The sequence below is a fragment of the Gluconobacter oxydans DSM 3504 genome, assembly GCF_000583855.1.
Taxonomy (GTDB): Bacteria; Pseudomonadota; Alphaproteobacteria; order Acetobacterales; family Acetobacteraceae; genus Gluconobacter; species Gluconobacter oxydans.
In genome coordinates, this window is sequence record NZ_CP004373.1 from 1,291,118 (window position 1) to 1,308,597 (window position 17,480).

Below are 17,480 nucleotides of genomic sequence, written 5' to 3' on the forward strand. Positions count from 1 at the left end.
ATCCGTAAAGATTTCGCAGGACAGTGAAGCGGGCGTCATCCGGATGGAAAGGGAGACCGGGTGACAGGACGTCACCGGAAAGTCGTCCCTCGATTACCGGAGCGCGCGAACCGGTGTCAAGGCTGGTGCGCGTGCTCTGGAACACTTTGATCCATGTCAGTTTTTCGGGATCACGCTTTCAGCATGGCGTCCGCCGTGCGCAGGGACAGGGCCATGATGGCCAGGGCCGGGTTGGCGGCGGCGGCGCTGGGGAAGATCGAGTGATCGGAGATCCACAGATTGTCGATATCGAAACTGCGGCCTTCCGGATTGACGACATTGCTGCCCGCATCCGTGCCCATGCGGCAGGTGCCGATCATGTGGGCGGCGCGGTCGATGACGCGGATGTCCTTTGCGCCAATGGCCTCCCACATCCGGCTTAACAGGTTGGCCGCATGATTGTGCATGGCCCATTCGTTGGGGCCGTAGGAATGTTCGATCAGGGGTTTGGGGATGCCGAATGCGTCCTTCTCATTCGAGAGGGTCACGCGGTTTTCGGGGCGGGGGAGGCACTCGCCGTTGATGCCCATGCCAGCGGAGCGGTTATATCCGGCGAGTGCGCGGGCGAAGGCCGGGCCGCGTGTCGTGGTGCTGCGGGCGAGGTTCTGGCCCCAGGTTGCGGGCATCATGCCCAGTGACTGGATCAGGTAGCCGCCGACAAAATCTGCGTCATTCGGGCGCATCATGTCTTCGGTGATGGTCAGGGACGGGTAGCCGCGATTGGGGCGGATATCCTCGTCGAATTCGCCCCAGACCTGCGTGGAAACATGGGTCATGTAGTTCTGGCCGACCTGACCGGAGCTGTTGGCGAGGCCGTTGGTCAGGAGCAGGCGCGGGGTCTCGACGGCGCCGGCAGCCAGGACGAGGGTTGCGCATTTCTGGCGGTGTTCGATGCCGTTCTGGCGATAGACCACGCCGGTCACGCGGCCGGAGCTGTCGCGTTCGATCGTGTGGGCGAAGCAGCCGGGCCGGAGTTCCGCACCATAGGCGACGGCCATGGGGAGCCAGGTATTGTCCGCGCCGGATTTGGCGCCGTTGCGGCAGCCCTGATGGCAGGCGCCGCAGTTTGCGCAGCCATGACGGGTGCCGAAATGGGGCTGTTCGATATCGCGGGTGATGAGAGCGGCGGGGCCGTCCGCATGGCGCATACCGAGCGCGTCACAGGCTTCGCGCATTTTCAGGGCGGCGGAATTGGCGGGCGGGGGCGGGTAGGCGTAGCGGCGGGTTGGGTCCCAAGGGTAAGATTCCGGGCCGGAGACGCCGATGAAGGATTCCACGCGCTCGATATAGGGCAGCAGTTCATTCAAGCCGAACGGCCAGTCCACGCCCTTGCCGGTTTCGGTGTGCAGATGGAAGTCCCGTGCGTCCATGCGGGGCATGAAGGCGCCGTAATGCAGCAGGGAGCCGCCGAGGCCGGTGCCGCTGTTATTGCCGCCGAAAGCCTGCGGGTTCGTGCCGGCGGAGAGGCGTTCGTGCAGCCAGTACAGCTCTCGTGCCGCGATCTCGTCAGGTGTGTGGCCCATGGCGGTGAAGGCGGGGCCGGCTTCGAGCACCACAACGGTTTTGCCATTGCGGGCGAGTTCTGCGGCGAGCGGTGCGCCACCGGCACCGCTGCCGATGATGACGGCATCGACGATGTTTGTTTCTGCGAATGTCTTCATGACGGTCGTGCTGTTCATTCCCTGGAGTCTGCCATTTGGGCGAGGGGGGCGGTGGCTTTGGGCTCGAAATCTTCGCGGCTGTCAGGGCCGACTTCGGTGAAGCCCTGAAAGACAGTATCGCCGCCGGTGAGGCTGGAAGAAATGCCGAGTGCCTGCTGCACGCGCGGATCGCTCATGACGCAGTCTACGACTTCGCCGCGCAGATCGCCGGCCCAGCGGGCCATCTGGGGAATGGAGAGGCGGCCGTCGCGGTCGAGGCCGAGCTGACCGGTCATCATGGCGTCGAGCAGGACGCCGCGCAGCTCCGGAGCCAGATGGATGAAGCGGATGCCGTGCTGTTCGGCGGCGACATCGTCGAGCGTCAGGAGGGCCGCTTCCCAGGCTTCGGCGTCGGGCGGAAGGTTCGCAAAGCGCCAACCGTCGCGGGGACCGGAGAGGGCAGCGTCGATCCGGGCTGTCATGTTGATGTCGGTGCCGGGAGGCAGGATCTCGTCGAAGGGGAGCAGGACGGGAAGGAGTGCATCGAGGACGGCATAAGCCTGAAGCGACAGGGTCCGGGGCTGTGTTTCAGGCGCTGAAAGCCGGGATGTCAGGATCGCGCGGGTGCGGGTGGAGAGGTGGTCGGAGTCCAGAATTTCAGGACGGTCGGGCGGGGGGGACATTGCGGCCTCCTGTGTTTTGGTTTCAAAGTCCGGCGACGGCGATGGTTCCGCCTCCCGCTGGCGGCAAAGATGCAGTATCCTGCATGACCGAACCTTTTCCGGTATGGTGCCGGGCGTGATTCTGGGGGCCAGTTTTTGGAACGGGCCGCAGGACAGACAGACATTTCCCCGCTTCGGGGCGGGACGCAAGACAGGGAAACAGCATGACGGTCGAGATCAGGGTTCCGGCGCTTGGAGAAAGCCTGACGACTGCGACTGTCGCGCGGTGGCTTAAAAAATCCGGCGACTATGTGCAGCATGACGAAACCATCGTGGAGCTGGAAACGGACAAGGTCAGCGTCGAAGTGACGGCGCCGTCCGCCGGGCGTCTGGAAAACTGCGTGGCTGTTGGGACGGAAGTCGAGATTGGCGGCCTGCTGGGCGCTGTGGATGAGACGGCAGAGGCGCCGGCTGCGCCTGAGCCTGCTCCGGTGGCTGAAGCGCCTGCCGAATCGCCTGCTGCTCCGTCGGCACCCGAGCCTGTTGCACAGCCTGCGCGCGTGGCCCCGCCCGCACCGGAAGCGCCGAAGCCCGCTGCTGTTGCTTCGGCCCCCAAGCTGTCATCGCATGAAGCGCGGGAACGTCGCGTACCGATGAGCCGTCTGCGTCAGACGATCGCCCGCAATCTGAAAGCGGCGCAGAACACTGCTGCCATTCTCACGACGTTCAACGAGATCGACATGTCCGCCGCCAAGGCGCTGCGGGCACAATACAAGGAAGAGTTCGAGAAGAAGCATGACGGGGCCCGGCTGGGCTTCATGTCCTTCTTCGCGCGCGCTGTGGTCGGGGCGCTGAAGGATTATCCGGCGATCAATGCGCAGATCGAAGGCGATGAGATCGTCTATCGTGATTTCGTCAATCTTGGCATTGCGGTCGGGACGGAGCGCGGGCTGGTGGTGCCGGTGCTGCATGATGCCGATCAAATGAGCTTTGCCGAGCTGGAGCGTCGCATTGCCGATTATGGCAAGCGGGCGCGGACGGGCGGGCTGAAGCTGGAGGAGCTGTCGCATGGCACGTTCTCCATCACGAATGGCGGGATTTTCGGATCGCTGCTGTCCACGCCGATCCTGAATACGCCGCAGTCGGGTATTCTGGGGATGCATGCCATTCAGGATCGGCCTGTCGTGCGGGACGGACAGATTGTGATCCGGCCGATGATGTATGTTGCGCTGTCTTATGATCACCGGATCGTGGACGGGCGGGAGGCGGTGAGCTTCCTCGTCCGGATCAAGCAGCTTGTGGAAGATCCGCGGCGTCTGCTTCTGGATCTGTGATGCCTTTTGCGTGGCTGGGGCGTTGAAAGACGTACCAGTCATGCTGAACGCCCGGACAGGAAACTGTTCCCTCGCGTTCTGTCTGTTGTTCTGAACTCGAGGATGGTTTTCTGAAGATGCGTGATGTTTCCAGACTGACGCGGTTTGTGGCCCTGTTATCTGCGTCCACGGCCATGGTTGTGGGGTTTGCGCCGCTGGTGGCCTGTGCGCGGCCGGACAGTGCGGGGCCGGAACTGTCGACGCAGCAGCCCGATACGACGCCATCGTTGGGCGCTTCAGTCCCCCCGCCTGCCAGCAATCCGCCGACGGATACGCCGCCGCAGCCTGATCTGGCGCCCCCGCCGATCGATATTCCGGATCTGCCGGTTGTGTCGGATGAGGTGGCGCGGCAGGAGGCGTCCCGGCTGGCGGTGCTGATGAAGCACAATGTCAAAGGGTTCAGCACGTACACGCCGGAACGTCGGAAGGCGTTTCTGACGCTTGCGAAGGAGGCGGTGACGCAGGCGGACATGCCGGTTTCGCGGCCGCAGCTTGTCATGGTCGTGGATCGTAACGAGAAGATCCAGCATCTGGATTATGTGCTGGCGCTGCCGGATGCTCCCTGGGAGTCCCTTGGAGGGACGCCAGTTTCGACCGGGACGACAGGGCGCAAATATTACTACATCACACCGACCGGGGTTTTTCAGAACACAGCGGACCGTCTGGGCTATCGGGCGGAAGGTACGAAGAACAAGTACGGAATCCGCGGGATTGGTGCCAAGGGATCGCGTGTGTGGGACATGGGGTGGCAGACGGCGATGAAGGGCTGGCTGCCACGTCATGAAACCGGCCAGATCCGGCTGGAAATCCATGCGACGGATCCGCAGTTCCTGGAATGGCGTCTGGGACATCCGGCGTCGGAAGGCTGCATCCGGATTCCGGCGACCATGAATAAATTCATGGATCATTACGGGCTGATCGATGCGCTGTATGAGCAGGCCGCGAGTTATGACCCGCGCTTTCAGGCGCTGCTGCCGAAGGACCGGCAGCCGACGCAGATTGCGGGCGATCTGGTCGTCGTGATTGATTCAGGGCCGCTGACGGAGCCGAAGATCGACCCTATTGCTGATAAAAGACCGTTACCTTAAGTATAGAATTAGAAATATTTCAAAATAAGTATGAAGGTTTGAAGTAAAACGTGTGAATGTTTTATTTCAGGAACGGTAAAGCAGTTTTCCTGAGCTGAAGCCTTCCGTATGGAATGCGCGCCATTCACTGGAGCCCATTCCCCATGACGTTCAAGATGCGTAACCATATCCTGCTTTCCGGGTGCTTCGCCGGTGCCTTGTTGCTGGGAGGAAGCGCCCACGCAGATGTTTCTGATTCAAAACAGAAGAAGCATGAGGAGCACAAAGCCAAAAAGGAAAAAGCGGCGACGCCTGGCGTGGAAAATCTGACCGTTCTTGGTCATGCCGCGCGGATTGCACCTGCGACGGTGCCGCTGGATATTACGGAGCCGACATCAAAAATTCAGTCTGGCTTTCTGAGCAACAATATCATTCCGCTCGCCAGCATCGACGATATCATCCGGTTCCAGCCGAGTGTTTATTCGCAAAATCCTAACGGTCCCGGAATGGGTAAAGCCGAGGCGATGAGCCTTCGCGGCTTTCAGGACGGGCAGTACAACATGACGTTCGATGGCATTCCGTTCGGTGATGCCAGTGATTTGCACCACACGACATCGTCCCTGTTCATCTCGCACTTCCTAGGGGAAGCGCAGATTGATCGCGGTCCCGGAACGGGCTCCACGATCGGTAATGCGACGTTCGGTGGAACGATGGGGTTCATGTCCAAGACGCCGTCGGCCAAAAGGGGCGTGTCGCTGTACGGGACTTATGGCAGTTTCAACACGCGCGCCGGTGGCATCGAATTCGACAGCGGCAAAACGCGTTTTGGGCGTGCATTTCTCGACATGCAGCATGAAGAGACGAACGGCTATCTGACCAATTCGGCCGAGCGCCGGAGCAATCTGATGTTCAAAGACGTGATCGATCTCGCGCCCGAGACGACGCTGACATTCGAGACGACATACAACAAGGAATGGCAGTACACGACACAGGGTGCGACGCTCGCCGAATATGCGAAATACGGCAAGAATTACGGGCTGTGCAACGACCCGTCCAAACAGTGTTATTACGGATATAACCCCAGTACCTACACGTCCGATTTTGATTATGTGAGCCTCAAAAGCCGCCTTGCATCATGGCTGACGATGGAAAACCAGCTTTATACGAGCGGGTTCGAGCATGATTATACGGAAAGCACGGATGCCAGCCAGACGAGCACGGCTGCGAATGGTGTGACGTTCTATAATTCGGCCGGGAAGAAAGTGGCGACCTATGCCAATGACATTCCCGGAAAATATGCGGACGCTAAGTTCCGTTCTTATGGCGATACGTTGCGGTTCAAGGCGCATACATCCTATGCGGATATTCTGTTCGGTGTGTGGGCGGATGTGCAGAAGGATCGTCGCTACACCTATGCGCTGGATCTGAGCAAAAATGCGATCCCGGTTCCGTCCAAAACAGGTTCGGCTTACAGCTATGATATTTCCGATCTGAACACGACGGTGCAGCCCTATCTCGAGTTCGATATTCATCCCTGGAAAGGGGCGGTTATCAAGCCGGGTGTGAAATATTCCATGTTCACAAGGGACTATGATGCGACGATAAACAAGTCGACAAAGGTGCCGATGAAGGACACCCAGCATTATGGATCCTGGCAGCCATCCATTGCGATCAATCAACGGATTATGAAAAACTGGAGTGCGTATGCGCAGATTGCGCGCGGGTTCCTGGCACCTCCGATGTCGGTTTTTCAGGTTCAGTCCGTTGGAAATGTGAAGCCGGAAACGACCCTGAATTATCAGGTTGGATCGGTTTACCACGGCAAGAACTGGATGCTGTCGCTGGATGGGTATTACATCGATTTTTCCAATTATATCGCTTCCGCACAGATCAATGTTGAGAACATCGGCACGACATCGACGTATGTGAACAGCGGTGGCGCGATTTATCGTGGGATCGAACTCGAAGGGCAGTATGTCATCGGATACGGCTTCTCGCTTTACGGCAATTACAGCGTAAATGACGCGCGCTACAAACACAGCAGCGTGCGCGTGGCGACGACGCCGGATTCGCTGGCATCGTTCGGTCTGCTTTATGAAAATGCGAAGGGTCCGTATTTCTCGCTCATGGGGAAATATGTCGGGCATCACTGGGGTTTGGACAGCACCACCAATTCGGCTGGTCATACGGTGTTTGAAAACCAGTACAGGATCCATGGCAATGTGACGGCGGATCTGGCCCTGGGCTGGCGCATTCATAATATCGGTGGCTTCATGCGCGATGTGACGCCGAGCCTCAAGATTTCCAACCTCTTCAATAATCGCTCCATCAGCGATTTTGCGGGCAACCAGTCTTACGGTGATGCGCCGCTTTACTGGCGGCTGGCCGGACGGAGTGTGTTCTTCAACATGACGGCGACCTTCCCGTGAAAAAGACCGGCTGTGTCCTTCTGTTTGCGCTGTCCCTGACGGGATGTTCGGGCGAAGCCTCTGCGCCGTCCGGGCCTGTTCTGGAAAAAGTCGTGCTTCTGTCCCGGCATGGGATCCGGAGTCCGACGACGTCTCCGGCGTCTTTGAAAGCGAAAACCGGGTTCGACTGGCCTGAATGGTCCGTGGCGCCCGGCGAGATGACGCCGCATGGCGCGGCGGCGCTGGGGGCGATGGTGCAGGCTGTCCGGTCGCATTATCTGCGTCTGGCTTTTGGACCGTTGCAGAACTGTTCCGATCGGATCCGGGTCTGGGCGGACGGGGCGGATCACAGGACGCAGCAGACCGGGCAGGTCTGGGCGCGGGATGTGGCGCCGGACTGTCATGTTAAGGCGCAATGGCAGGCGCAGGGTCCGGACCCTGTTTATAACGCCATTGCGGCGGGTCGCGCCGTGCCGCCGCGGCAGGAGACCGAGCAGGCGTTTGCGTCTGCATTGCCTGTGTCCCGTACTCCGGAGGTGCAGCGCGGATTACAGGCGTTGCAGACGCTGATGGCGCCGGGAGCCTGTGAGGGGGCAGAGCGTACCTCGCATTGTCTGCGGGATGATGCCGTTTTGGACTGGAAAAAAGCTGCGCCCCATCTTTCAGGCGGTGTTGCGACGGGGGGGATGGCGGCGGAAAGTCTGCTGCTTCTGTATTCCGAAGGCTTTTCAGATGATGTGTTTGGATCTGCGAGAGCGGATGTTCCGGGACTACTGAAGACTGTCATGCCGGTTCATGAGGCGGAAAGTCTGCTGCTGCGGCGTCTGCCGGTTGTGGCGCAGGCGCGGAACGGGGTTATGGCGCAAAGCATCCGGGCGTTTCTGGCGGATCGTCCGGTTGAGGATATTCCCGGTATCACACCCTCCGCGCGGCTTCTGGTGCTAGCGGGACATGATACGAACCAGGATGCCATGGCGGCGATTTTCGGGCTGTCTTGGGCGTTTGAGGATCAGCCGGACAGTACGGCGCCGGATACGGTTCTGGCATTTGAGCGGTGGCGTTATCCGGACCGGCATGTGGAGGTCAGGGTGCGGATTTTCCATCAGTCTCTGGAGGAGCTACGGGCAGGTCAGGCGTCCAGTGTCGAGCGTTCGATGCAGACGCTGGAGCCGAGCAATCCAATCCTTCCCTGACACAGGAATTTCACAAAAAAAGCCCGGCTGTTTCCAGCCGGGCTTTTTCATGCTGTCCGTGCGGACGGGGCGCGGATCAGTGCGTCCAGTCAGCCGGAACCTTGCCGCCATTCTTGGCCAGCTCGGCATAGACCTGCTTGATGAGCCAGACGTTCATCGTCGCGGTGTCGTCCGTGCTGCCCGAATAATGCAGTTCGCCAGCCAGTTCCTTGCGGGACTGGAGCGAGCTGTCGAGACCGAGCAGCTTCAGGAGATCCACGATGGAGGTCTTGTAGTTCAGCGGCTGGCCGGCCTTGGATGCCAGATCGGACAGGACGGCATCCACGTCCACCGGAGCTGCGGCGGGCGCTGCTGCGGGAGCAGCCGGAGCGGCGGCAGGTGCAGTGGCGGCCGGGGCTGCACTGGTGGACGGCGTTGCGGCTTCTGCATGGCCAAAGATCTTGGACATGATGGTGCTGAAAAGACCCATGAGTGTAACTCCTGTTGATTAAGGAAGTCCGGAAGGGGCGTAACCGGGGTTTCGCCCTTCCTGATCCGCCTTGTCTTAGTAGCGGTATTCTTCGTGCTTGAACGGACCATTGACTGGAACGTCGATGTAGTCGGCCTGTTTCTGTGACATTTTGGAAAGTTCTGCGCCGACCTTTGCAAGGTGCAGGGCAGCGACTTTCTCGTCCAGAGCCTTCGGCAGGGTGTAGACCTTGACTTCGTACTGGCCCGGCTTTGCCGTCCACAGTTCGATCTGCGCCAGCGTCTGGTTGGTGAAGGATGCGGACATCACGAAGGACGGGTGGCCCGTTGCGTTGCCCAGGTTCACCAGACGGCCTTCGGACAGAAGGATGATGCGGCGGTTCGGAGCCAGCTCGATCTCGTCGACCTGCGGCTTGATGTTGTTCCAGCGGTAGTTGCGCAGGGCTTCGACCTGGATTTCGCTGTCGAAGTGACCAATGTTGCAGACGATCGCACGGTCCTTCATCTCACGCATGTGGTCGATCGTGATGATGTCCACGTTGCCCGTGCAGGTGACGAAGATGTCGCCGCGCGGTGCTGCGTTTTCCATCGTGACGACTTCATAGCCTTCCATGGCGGCCTGAAGGGCGCAGATCGGATCGACTTCGGTCACGAGCACGCGGCAGCCTGCGTTGCGCAGGGAGGCGGCGGAACCCTTGCCGACGTCACCGTAACCGGCAACCACGGCGACCTTGCCAGCCATCATGACGTCCGTGCCGCGACGGATCGCGTCCACGAGGCTCTCACGGCAGCCATACAGGTTATCGAACTTGGACTTGGTGACGCTGTCGTTCACGTTGATGGCCGGAACCTTCAGCGTGCCCTTCTTGGACATTTCCCACAGACGATGCACACCCGTCGTCGTCTCTTCGGATATGCCGCGCACGTCCTTGAGCATTTCGGGGTACTTGTCATGCATCATGATGGTGAGGTCGCCACCATCATCGAGGATCATGTTCGGCGTCCAGCCATCGGGACCATGGATGGTCTGCTCGATGCACCAGTTGAATTCGTCTTCCGTCAGGCCCTTCCAGGCGAAGACGGGAATGCCGGCTGCGGCAATGGCTGCTGCGGCGTGATCCTGCGTGGAGAAGATGTTGCACGAGGACCAGCGGACCGTGGCACCGAGAGCAATCAGCGTCTCGATCAGCACTGCGGTCTGGATGGTCATGTGCAGACAGCCGGCGATGCGTGCGCCCTTGAGCGGCTGTGAATCCTTGTACTCTTCGCGAAGAGCCATCAGGCCCGGCATTTCGCCTTCGGCGATGGAGATTTCCTTGCGGCCCCAGTCTGCCAGAGTAATGTCGCGAACCTTGTAATCCTGCGTCGTCATGAAATGGCCCTTGCTGCCCATCTTTGGATGGCTGCCTGTATAAAGGCTTGGCGGACCCGCGGAAAGGGCGGGCCCGGCAATAGGCCTGTCTCCCTTATTCCGGCGACGTGGTCTGGGGCGACGTTTCGGTCGGCGTGGTCGTCTTGTGGTGCGAGCGGTGATGCTTGCGGGAGAGCTTGTGCACGTCCTTCTGGTTGGAAGGGACGGGACCGGTTTCGGTCGTGGTGCGGCTCATGGCGCCGGGGGCTGCCGGGGGCGGCTGGTCCGGCTGTTCCGTGACCGTGCGCGGATTGGTCGGCAGGCTGTTGTTCGGCTGGCTGACCGTGGAGTTCTGGGCCTTCTGGATGGCCGAAGTCGAGGTCTGCGTCTGGTCGTTGCTGGGAGCGCTCACGGCCTGGGCCATGACGGACGGAGCAGCGACAGCAGTGCCGATCAGGAGGCTTGCAGCGAAGAAGGATGTGCGGATGGACATGGACATTCCTTTCCGGAGGGGAGTTCCCCTGCGTCAGGGGCTGACTCATCAGGGAGTGTTGGAATAACCGCTGCGCCCGGCCGGAGTTGCATCGCGGGACGCCTCTGTTTACGGAAAGGGGGGTATATTGCGTCGGTCTGCAGACCATGCGAGAAGCCGACAGAGTTTGTCCCCCGTCTTTTTCCAGTCGTTTCTGTTGAACCTGCATGCCGGTTCTGCCGGTCCTGAACCCCCTGAGAACAGGAGGATGTCGTGTCAGACAGCACTGCCTACAACTTCCCCTTCACGGTTCTGGACCCGGAACATCAGGAAACCGGCGCGCCCGCTTTTGCAAACGGTCTCGTCTGGGCGGTTCATGCCGTGCCGGGGCAGGAGTTGCGGACGCTGGCATCGGCGGAAGTCGAGGCGCTTCTGGCGCCGGAGCGTCCTGTCGAGAGTGATGGCTGGTACTGGCTGCATTTCGATACGGTGCACAGCTCCGCACGCGGCTATGTCGCGCATCTACCGGATCTGCCCGAAGACGTGTGCGCCATGCTGGCCGAGACGGAATATGGCATTGCGCTTGAGGCATTTGGTGATCTGATCTGGGGCGCGCTGCCGGCGTTTGACGATGCGCTGTCCGAAGAGGATCGGGAAATCTGCGCCTGGCGCTTTGCGATGCGGCCGGATCTGCTGATCACGACACGACGCAATCCCATTCCGGTTCTGGGGGCGGCGTATCGTTCGCTGAAGCCGGACCAGATTCCGAAGACACCTGCGGGGATTATCGACCGTGCCCTACGTGAGTTTACGGGGACGGTGCGGCGGCAGCTCGGGCACCTGGATGACGAACTGGACCGGGCGGAAGACGTGCTTCTGCTGATCGAGCATCGCTCCGATCTGGGGCATCTGGGTAGCATTGTCGGTAAGGTGCGCCGTCGTGCGACCGAGCTGCGTCGTGTCGTGACGCCGATTGACCGTGTTCTGAAGGACGAGGATCTGGATCTTCCGGACTGGGCGGAAGACGAATTGCGGGATCGGGCCGAGCGGCAGGTTCATGCGGCACTGGACGATCTGATCGCGCTTCAGGACCGCGCTCGCTCGTTGCAGGACGAGCTTGGCTCCAATCAGGCGGAAGAGACCAACCGGCGTCTGTATATCGTCTCGGTCGGGACCACGTTGATGCTGCCGGCGACATTCGTGACCGGATTCTTCGGCATGAATACTGGTGGGATGTTTCTGGCGCAGGGGCAGATGGGGACCGTGGAAGCGGGCATTGTCTGTTTCGTCTTCATGACCGTGACGTTTCTGTTCATGAAGATTGCGCGTCTGCTCTGATTTTTTGGGTTGAGGGCTGGTCCAAAGAAAAACCCCCCGTGCCGGGCACGGGGGGTTTTCTGTGTCGCAGGGACTGATCCGGGAAGGATCAGACGCTTTGTTCAGACGCTTTGTTCAGACGCTTTGTTCAGACGCTCTGGGGCTTGCGGGAGTTTGCGGCGGCAACAGCCTTGCCCCACTCCACGAGGGTCTTGGTGCAGTCCGTACGATCAAGCTTGCACTCGATGAGCGTCGGGCCGCGGGTGTTCTTCTTGGCCTTGGCGATGGCTTCGGCCAGTTCTGCACCGGTCGTGGCATGCAGGCCGAGACCGTACTTGCCGCTTTCCTCGCCCGGGACGCCCTGGTTGAAGCACTGCATCAGAGCTGCGTAGTCCCAGTTCTGGATGTAGTTGTACGGGCCGTCATGGATGGCGATTTCGATGACGTAGCCGTGGTTGTTCACCAGGAAGATGATGACCGGCAGTTCGTAGCGGACCATCTGGGCCACTTCCTGCGCCGTCAGCTGGAAGGAACCGTCACCGACCATCAGGACGTGCTTGCGCTCCGGCGAAGCGGTGGCGTTGCCGAACATGGACGGAACGGACCAGCCGATGTGACCCCACTGCATTTCCGTCTCGACCTTCGCACCTTCGGGAAGGTGCATACGCACGGCGTTGAACCATGAGTCGCCGGTCTCGGCGAAGAGCGTGGTGTTGCCGTCGACCAGTTCGTTGATCTGGCGGGTCATTTCGTCGTTGGACAGCGGCTTGGACGGGTCGGCCTTAGGCAGCATGACGGGCTTGTATTCGCCGGTCAGGGCTGCGGACTTCTTCGGAGCCTTCTCGGTCAGGGCCTTGACGAATTCCTTCAGGCGGAAGCCTTCGAAGGTCTTGCCGTTGACGGTGACGCGGTTGGGATCGACCTCGAGGACCTTTTCGCCACGGACAACGCTCTTCCAGCCGCCCGAGGAGTAGTCATTCCAGACTGGTGCCAGGCAGATGACGGCATCGGCGCCTTCGATGATTTCCTGGGCGCCCGGGCTGCTGACGTCGCCCCAGTACACGCCACGGAAGCCGGGGTGCGTCTCGGGGAAGTAGCTCTTTGCAGCGGCCATGACCGTAACGGGGCAACCGAGCTTGTCAGCCAGTTCGACCGTTTCCTTGAGGGCTTCGGCTGCGCGCAGCTTGGTGCCGACCAGGATGGCGACCTTGTTGGCCTTGTTGAGGAAGCTCAGGCTCTCGTCCAGAGCGGCCTTCAGGCTGGCTTCGTCCGGACGCGGATGGGCGTGCAGGGACGAGACCGGGCCCGGACGGACGCAGGGTGCGGCCGAGATGTTGCAGGCGATTTCGAGATAGGCCGGCTTCTTCTCACGCAGCATCGTGCGGATGACGTGGTCGATCTTGGCCGGGGCGGTTTCAGCAGAGGTGATGCTTTCGGCGGCACAGGTAACGTGCTTCGCCATTTCCATCTGGTAGCTGTAGTCCGTCGTGCCGATCGTGTGGTGCAGGACGTGGCCCGAACCGTGATCGTTGGAGTTCGGAGCGCCCGAAATCACGAGGATCGGCAGGTTCTCGGCATAGGCGCCGCCGAGGCCGTTCATGGCGGAGATGGCGCCGACGCTGAAGGTGATGACGGCAGCGGCTGCACCGTTGGCGCGGGCATAACCTTCGGCGGCGAAGCTGCAGTTCAGCTCGTTGCAGTCATAGATCTGCTTCGTGCCGCCCTGTTCGATCAGCTGGTCGAGCAGAACGAGGTTGTAGTCGCCGGCAACGGCGAAATGATGCTTCAGGCCGATCTGTGTCAGTCGTTCGGCAAGATAATGTCCGACAGTATAAGTCATGATTTCAGTACCTCAGGAGCCATAGGGACGGTCAGATGACTGGATGATCTGCCTTGCTGACAGGACCATGCAGTCATCTGACCGAAAAAGGCAGGTGACAGGTCACGGGTATCCGGAAGGACCGCGTAGCCATTGGGACAACAGTGGTGTCGGGAAGGAACCTGGACCTGTCCGGGAAAAGCGTATGAGGCCATCCGGAGTTCGGGGGCAGGTGTCTGGAGCAGGACGCTGAAAGGTGACGTGCCGTCAGGGGCGTTGGAAAAACCGGGAACTATAGGTGTGCGATTTTCTGTCGTTAAATAATGGGTAGTATAACAGAAGAGACGGCCCGTTCCGTCATGACGGGCCCCAGAAACGGCAAGAAAAGAACCTCTAGATGACATATCTTCCCATGACAGCCGGAAAACAGACCGGCTTCGTATGAAATACCTGTCTGCTCCAGACACAGGAATGTTTAGAACAAAAATCCCGCATGTGAAGGACATCAATCAAACATTACAATTAATTGAAAAAACCCTTTCTCATGAGGGGGAATTGAATACAGCCGGAAGGCTTCCGTGAAACGGATGAGGACCACAAAGGTCTGGTTCCGGTATTTCAGGCTGGAAATAGCGTCGAGACGTCCCGGATGACTCTTCCGGGACTGGCTGTGTCTCTGGTTTTACAGTGTTTCCGGTGCTGACGTCGGGGCCGTCTGATGGTGAACGGTGACAGCGGTCGGGGCGGTATCGATCTGCCATGTCAGCTCGATTGAGGCGCTTGTGCCGGGCATGATCTGGCCGATCCGGGTCAGGGCATCGGTGTTCAGGAACAGGGGAAGGTTTCTTTCGCCGAACCGGAGGGTCATCTGCTCGTGCAGGGCCGGAGTCGGCAGCTCTTCGCCGGTGTCGTCTTCCAGCTTCAGGGCAGCGGGCGTTACGAGCAGGGAAAGTCCGCGCAGCATTTCCAGAGTCAGGGGAAGAAAGGTTTCCCACTCTTTTTGCGACGGGGAATAGTAATCCACGAGGCCGGAACCAAAAGGAACGCTGATCAGGTAGGTCTCATGCCTGGGCAGGAAGAATGCGACCCGGTTATGGGGCAGTTCCTGCATTTCCATTTCCGGGAAAGCCCGGGGCATGGACACGCGTTTTTCCATGAAGGGGCGGCAGGGGAACTGGAAGGCTGCCGGAACAAGGGCGCAGAGTCCCGGAAGGCGGCCTGGCTGGAAAGGGGTGCGGGTCGGAGCATCTTTCAGTGGATCGTGGTCGAGCATCCAGCCATGCCAGTCCATGAACCACAGGCGCAGTGTCGGGGATGTTTCAGTCATCGTGTCTCCGGGGTCTGCTTGGTGAGGGCCAGGCATTTCTTCATGACGCCGGGCAGGGCGGCGCGCTTTGCTGAGCGGAACGTGCCGAAAGAGGAATCGATCCCTGCATTATGGCTCTGCGGAAGGCAAGCCTCGTAGACCGTGAGGTACAGGGTGAAATGGGTGAAGACATGGCGGATCTCGCCTCTGCGGACCCAGTGGGTCAGGCAGGGGGCGTGGGTGAGGGCTTCTTCGTCCCTCCAGGGCGTGCTGCGCCAGTCGGTTCCGGGGAGCTCGTCCATGCTGCCGAGCAGGCCGGTGGGGGGGCGTGTGCGCAGGAGGATCTGGCCGTAGTTGTCATGCAGGAGGAAATGCGCGCCGTAACGGGTGGGACGAGCCTGTTTGGGCTGTTTGGCCGGGAGTTGTGCTGCGATGCCACGGGCATGGGCGATGCAGGATGTCTGCCAGGGGCAGGTCAGGCAGGCGGGACTGCGCGGAGTGCAGATCGTGGCGCCGAGATCAAACAGGGCCTGTGCGAAATCGGAGGGGCGGCTTTGGGCCACAGGATCGTCATTCAGAAGCGCGGCCTGTCGGGCCAGGAGCGGGCGTGAAGCCGGGAGGGGATCTTCGATGGCGTTCAGGCGGGCTGTGACCCGCTCGACATTGCCGTCAACGGGGACGACGGGGCGGCCGAAGGCGATGGCGGCGATGGCGCGGGCCGTATAGGCGCCAATTCCGGGGAGTGTCAGCAGCTCTTCGACCGTATCGGGGAAACCGCCGCGTTCGGAGACGCGTTTTGCACAGGCATGGAGATTGCGGGCGCGGGCATAATAGCCAAGGCCGGCCCAGAGGTGCAGGACGTCTTCGAGCGGGGCCGCCGCGAGATCCTGAACTGTCGGGTAATGCGTGAGAAAGCGCTCGTAATAGGCTATGACGGCCTTGACGGTTGTCTGCTGGAGCATGATTTCGCTCAGCCAGACGGCGTACGGGTCCGGGCGATGGCCGGGGAGGCTGCGCCACGGCAGGACGCGGCGGTGGTGGTCGTACCAGCGCAGCAGGGCGGATGCATCAGGAGTCACGGGAACGGATATGACGAAGGATTGCGGTTCGGACAAGCGCCCCACACGAAACACGTCCCGAAAGAAGGCCGCACCGGAGCCCGATGGCTGGGTGCCGTCAGACCGGAACTGGAAGCCGCGCCGCTCGGGGGCGAAGCAGATCGGGTCTTTCGTGCAGGCGCTGACGCAGCCGGTCTTCAAGAAGAAGCCGCCCGTTCTGGCGCGACTGATGATGGACTGGGTGGATTTTGTCGGGCCGCGTCTGGCAAAGCAGACCGAGCCGCGCCGTCTTTCTGCGGGGACGCTGACGCTGGCGTGTTCGGGACCGATCGCCATGGAGCTTCAGCATCTGGCGCCACAGATCATCGAACGCATCAATGTCGCCTGCGGGTTGCGGGGGGAATATGGAATCGAGCGTCTGAAGATCGTTCAGGATCTGGTCGCGTTCGAGCGGCCGACGCCGAAGCGTCCGAAACCGCTGCAGATCGAGGTGCCGGATATCGAGGATGAGGAGCTTCGACTGGCGCTGGAGAGCCTTGGTGGACATCTGGGCGCGCGGCGCCGGCGAAGGTGACGGAAATGTTTCACGTGAAACAAGTTGTTTCGTCATGGGAAAGCCACCTTCCCACGCGATCTGATAATGCCGATATGGGAAAATGATCAGGCTTTCCCACAGGAGACTTGCCATGACCTTTGCACACAGACCCGCTGCCGCACTGATGCTGGCCCTGCTGGCGTCCTCGATTTCTCTCCCTGCCTTTGCCCAGCATGGTGGCGGCGGAGGTGGCGGCCATGGCGGTGGTGGAGGCGGTGGCTTCCATGGCGGCGGTGGCATGGGTGGTGGCGGTTTCCATGGAGGGGGACCCGGCGGCATGGGCGGCGGCGGATTCCGTGGTGGTCCCGGTGGTGGCTGGGGTGGCGGTTATGGCGGCGGCCGTCCGGGTTGGGGTTTCCGTGGCGGCGGCTGGGGCGGTGGCTGGGGTGGCCCGCGCTTTGGTGGCTGGGGTTATCCGGGCTGGGGTGGCTGGAACGGATGGGGCGGTCCCGGGTGGTTCGGTTATGGCTGGGGCATGCCGGGCTGGGGCGGCGGCTGGGGCTGGGGCGGTTGGGGCCTTGGCGTCGGTCTTGGCATGGCAGCCGGAATGGCTGTGGCCTCGCCTTATGGCTATGGCGCCTACAGCGGTTATGGATATGCACCGGGCTATGCTCCCGGTTATTACGCCGCACCGTCCTATTCCGGGGTGCCGCCCTACACCTGGGGATACTGATCGAAAAAAGCCGCCGGAGTCCGGGACTTCGGCGGCTTT

15 protein-coding genes are annotated in these 17,480 nt (G+C 60.8%); 7 read left to right on the forward strand and 8 right to left on the reverse strand.

Annotation, left to right across the window (positions count from 1 at the left end):
• Positions 1-170: 170 nt before the first annotated feature.
• Positions 171-1,700 (reverse strand): GMC family oxidoreductase, encoded by a 1,530-nt coding sequence (locus tag GLS_RS05760; protein WP_041112708.1) that lies wholly within the window; start codon positions 1,698-1,700, stop codon positions 171-173.
• 14 nt (positions 1,701-1,714) lie between these two features.
• Positions 1,715-2,362 (reverse strand): gluconate 2-dehydrogenase subunit 3 family protein, encoded by a 648-nt coding sequence (locus tag GLS_RS05765; protein WP_041111540.1) that lies wholly within the window; start codon positions 2,360-2,362, stop codon positions 1,715-1,717.
• 203 nt (positions 2,363-2,565) lie between these two features.
• Here GLS_RS05765 and sucB point away from each other — a divergent pair, with 203 nt between their 5' ends.
• From sucB to GLS_RS05785, 4 genes are all read left to right on the forward strand, one after another.
• Positions 2,566-3,675, forward strand: coding sequence for a dihydrolipoyllysine-residue succinyltransferase (gene sucB, locus GLS_RS05770; protein WP_041111541.1), 1,110 nt, complete (start codon positions 2,566-2,568; stop codon positions 3,673-3,675).
• A 173-nt stretch (positions 3,676-3,848) separates the two neighbouring features.
• Positions 3,849-4,802, forward strand: a complete 954-nt coding sequence (locus GLS_RS05775) for a L,D-transpeptidase (RefSeq protein ID WP_405002435.1) — start codon at positions 3,849-3,851, stop codon at positions 4,800-4,802.
• A 143-nt stretch (positions 4,803-4,945) separates the two neighbouring features.
• On the forward strand, positions 4,946-7,210 hold the full coding sequence (locus GLS_RS05780) for a TonB-dependent receptor (RefSeq protein ID WP_041111543.1): 2,265 nt from the start codon (positions 4,946-4,948) through the stop codon (positions 7,208-7,210).
• On the forward strand, positions 7,207-8,382 hold the full coding sequence (locus GLS_RS05785; protein ID WP_041111544.1) for a histidine-type phosphatase: 1,176 nt from the start codon (positions 7,207-7,209) through the stop codon (positions 8,380-8,382). Before GLS_RS05780 ends, GLS_RS05785 begins: the two co-directional genes overlap by 4 nt.
• 76 nt (positions 8,383-8,458) lie before the next feature.
• Here the strand turns inward: GLS_RS05785 and GLS_RS05790 are convergent, their stop codons facing one another.
• From GLS_RS05790 to GLS_RS05800, 3 genes are all read right to left on the reverse strand, one after another.
• Positions 8,459-8,851: a DUF3597 domain-containing protein gene (locus GLS_RS05790; RefSeq protein WP_011252638.1), complete on the reverse strand. Its 393-nt coding sequence runs from the start codon at positions 8,849-8,851 to the stop codon at positions 8,459-8,461.
• Positions 8,852-8,926: 75 nt separating this feature from the next.
• A complete protein-coding gene (gene ahcY / locus GLS_RS05795) occupies positions 8,927-10,222 on the reverse strand; it encodes an adenosylhomocysteinase (RefSeq protein ID WP_024716747.1) in 1,296 nt (431 codons plus the stop codon).
• 94 nt (positions 10,223-10,316) lie between these two features.
• On the reverse strand, positions 10,317-10,694 hold the full coding sequence (locus tag GLS_RS05800; protein WP_052327488.1) for a hypothetical protein: 378 nt from the start codon (positions 10,692-10,694) through the stop codon (positions 10,317-10,319).
• Positions 10,695-10,946: 252 nt separating this feature from the next.
• Here GLS_RS05800 and GLS_RS05805 point away from each other — a divergent pair, with 252 nt between their 5' ends.
• A complete protein-coding gene (locus GLS_RS05805; RefSeq protein ID WP_041111545.1) occupies positions 10,947-12,011 on the forward strand; it encodes a transporter in 1,065 nt (354 codons plus the stop codon).
• 127 nt (positions 12,012-12,138) lie between these two features.
• Here the strand turns inward: GLS_RS05805 and GLS_RS05810 are convergent, their stop codons facing one another.
• The 3 genes from GLS_RS05810 to GLS_RS05820 form a co-directional block, all read right to left on the reverse strand.
• On the reverse strand, positions 12,139-13,830 hold the full coding sequence (locus GLS_RS05810) for an alpha-keto acid decarboxylase family protein (protein ID WP_041111546.1): 1,692 nt from the start codon (positions 13,828-13,830) through the stop codon (positions 12,139-12,141).
• Between the two features lie 661 nt (positions 13,831-14,491).
• Positions 14,492-15,136: a hypothetical protein gene (locus tag GLS_RS05815; protein WP_052327489.1), complete on the reverse strand. Its 645-nt coding sequence runs from the start codon at positions 15,134-15,136 to the stop codon at positions 14,492-14,494.
• Positions 15,133-16,194, reverse strand: coding sequence for an A/G-specific adenine glycosylase (locus GLS_RS05820; protein WP_041111547.1), 1,062 nt, complete (start codon positions 16,192-16,194; stop codon positions 15,133-15,135). Before GLS_RS05820 ends, GLS_RS05815 begins: the two co-directional genes overlap by 4 nt.
• 10 nt (positions 16,195-16,204) lie before the next feature.
• Between GLS_RS05820 and GLS_RS05825 the strand changes: the two genes are divergently transcribed.
• Entirely contained in the window at positions 16,205-16,747 is a 543-nt protein-coding gene (locus GLS_RS05825; protein WP_052327490.1) for a DUF721 domain-containing protein, read from the forward strand.
• A gap of 112 nt (positions 16,748-16,859) precedes the next feature.
• A complete protein-coding gene (locus GLS_RS05830) occupies positions 16,860-17,441 on the forward strand; it encodes a hypothetical protein (RefSeq protein ID WP_052327491.1) in 582 nt (193 codons plus the stop codon).
• Positions 17,442-17,480: the final 39 nt, after the last annotated feature.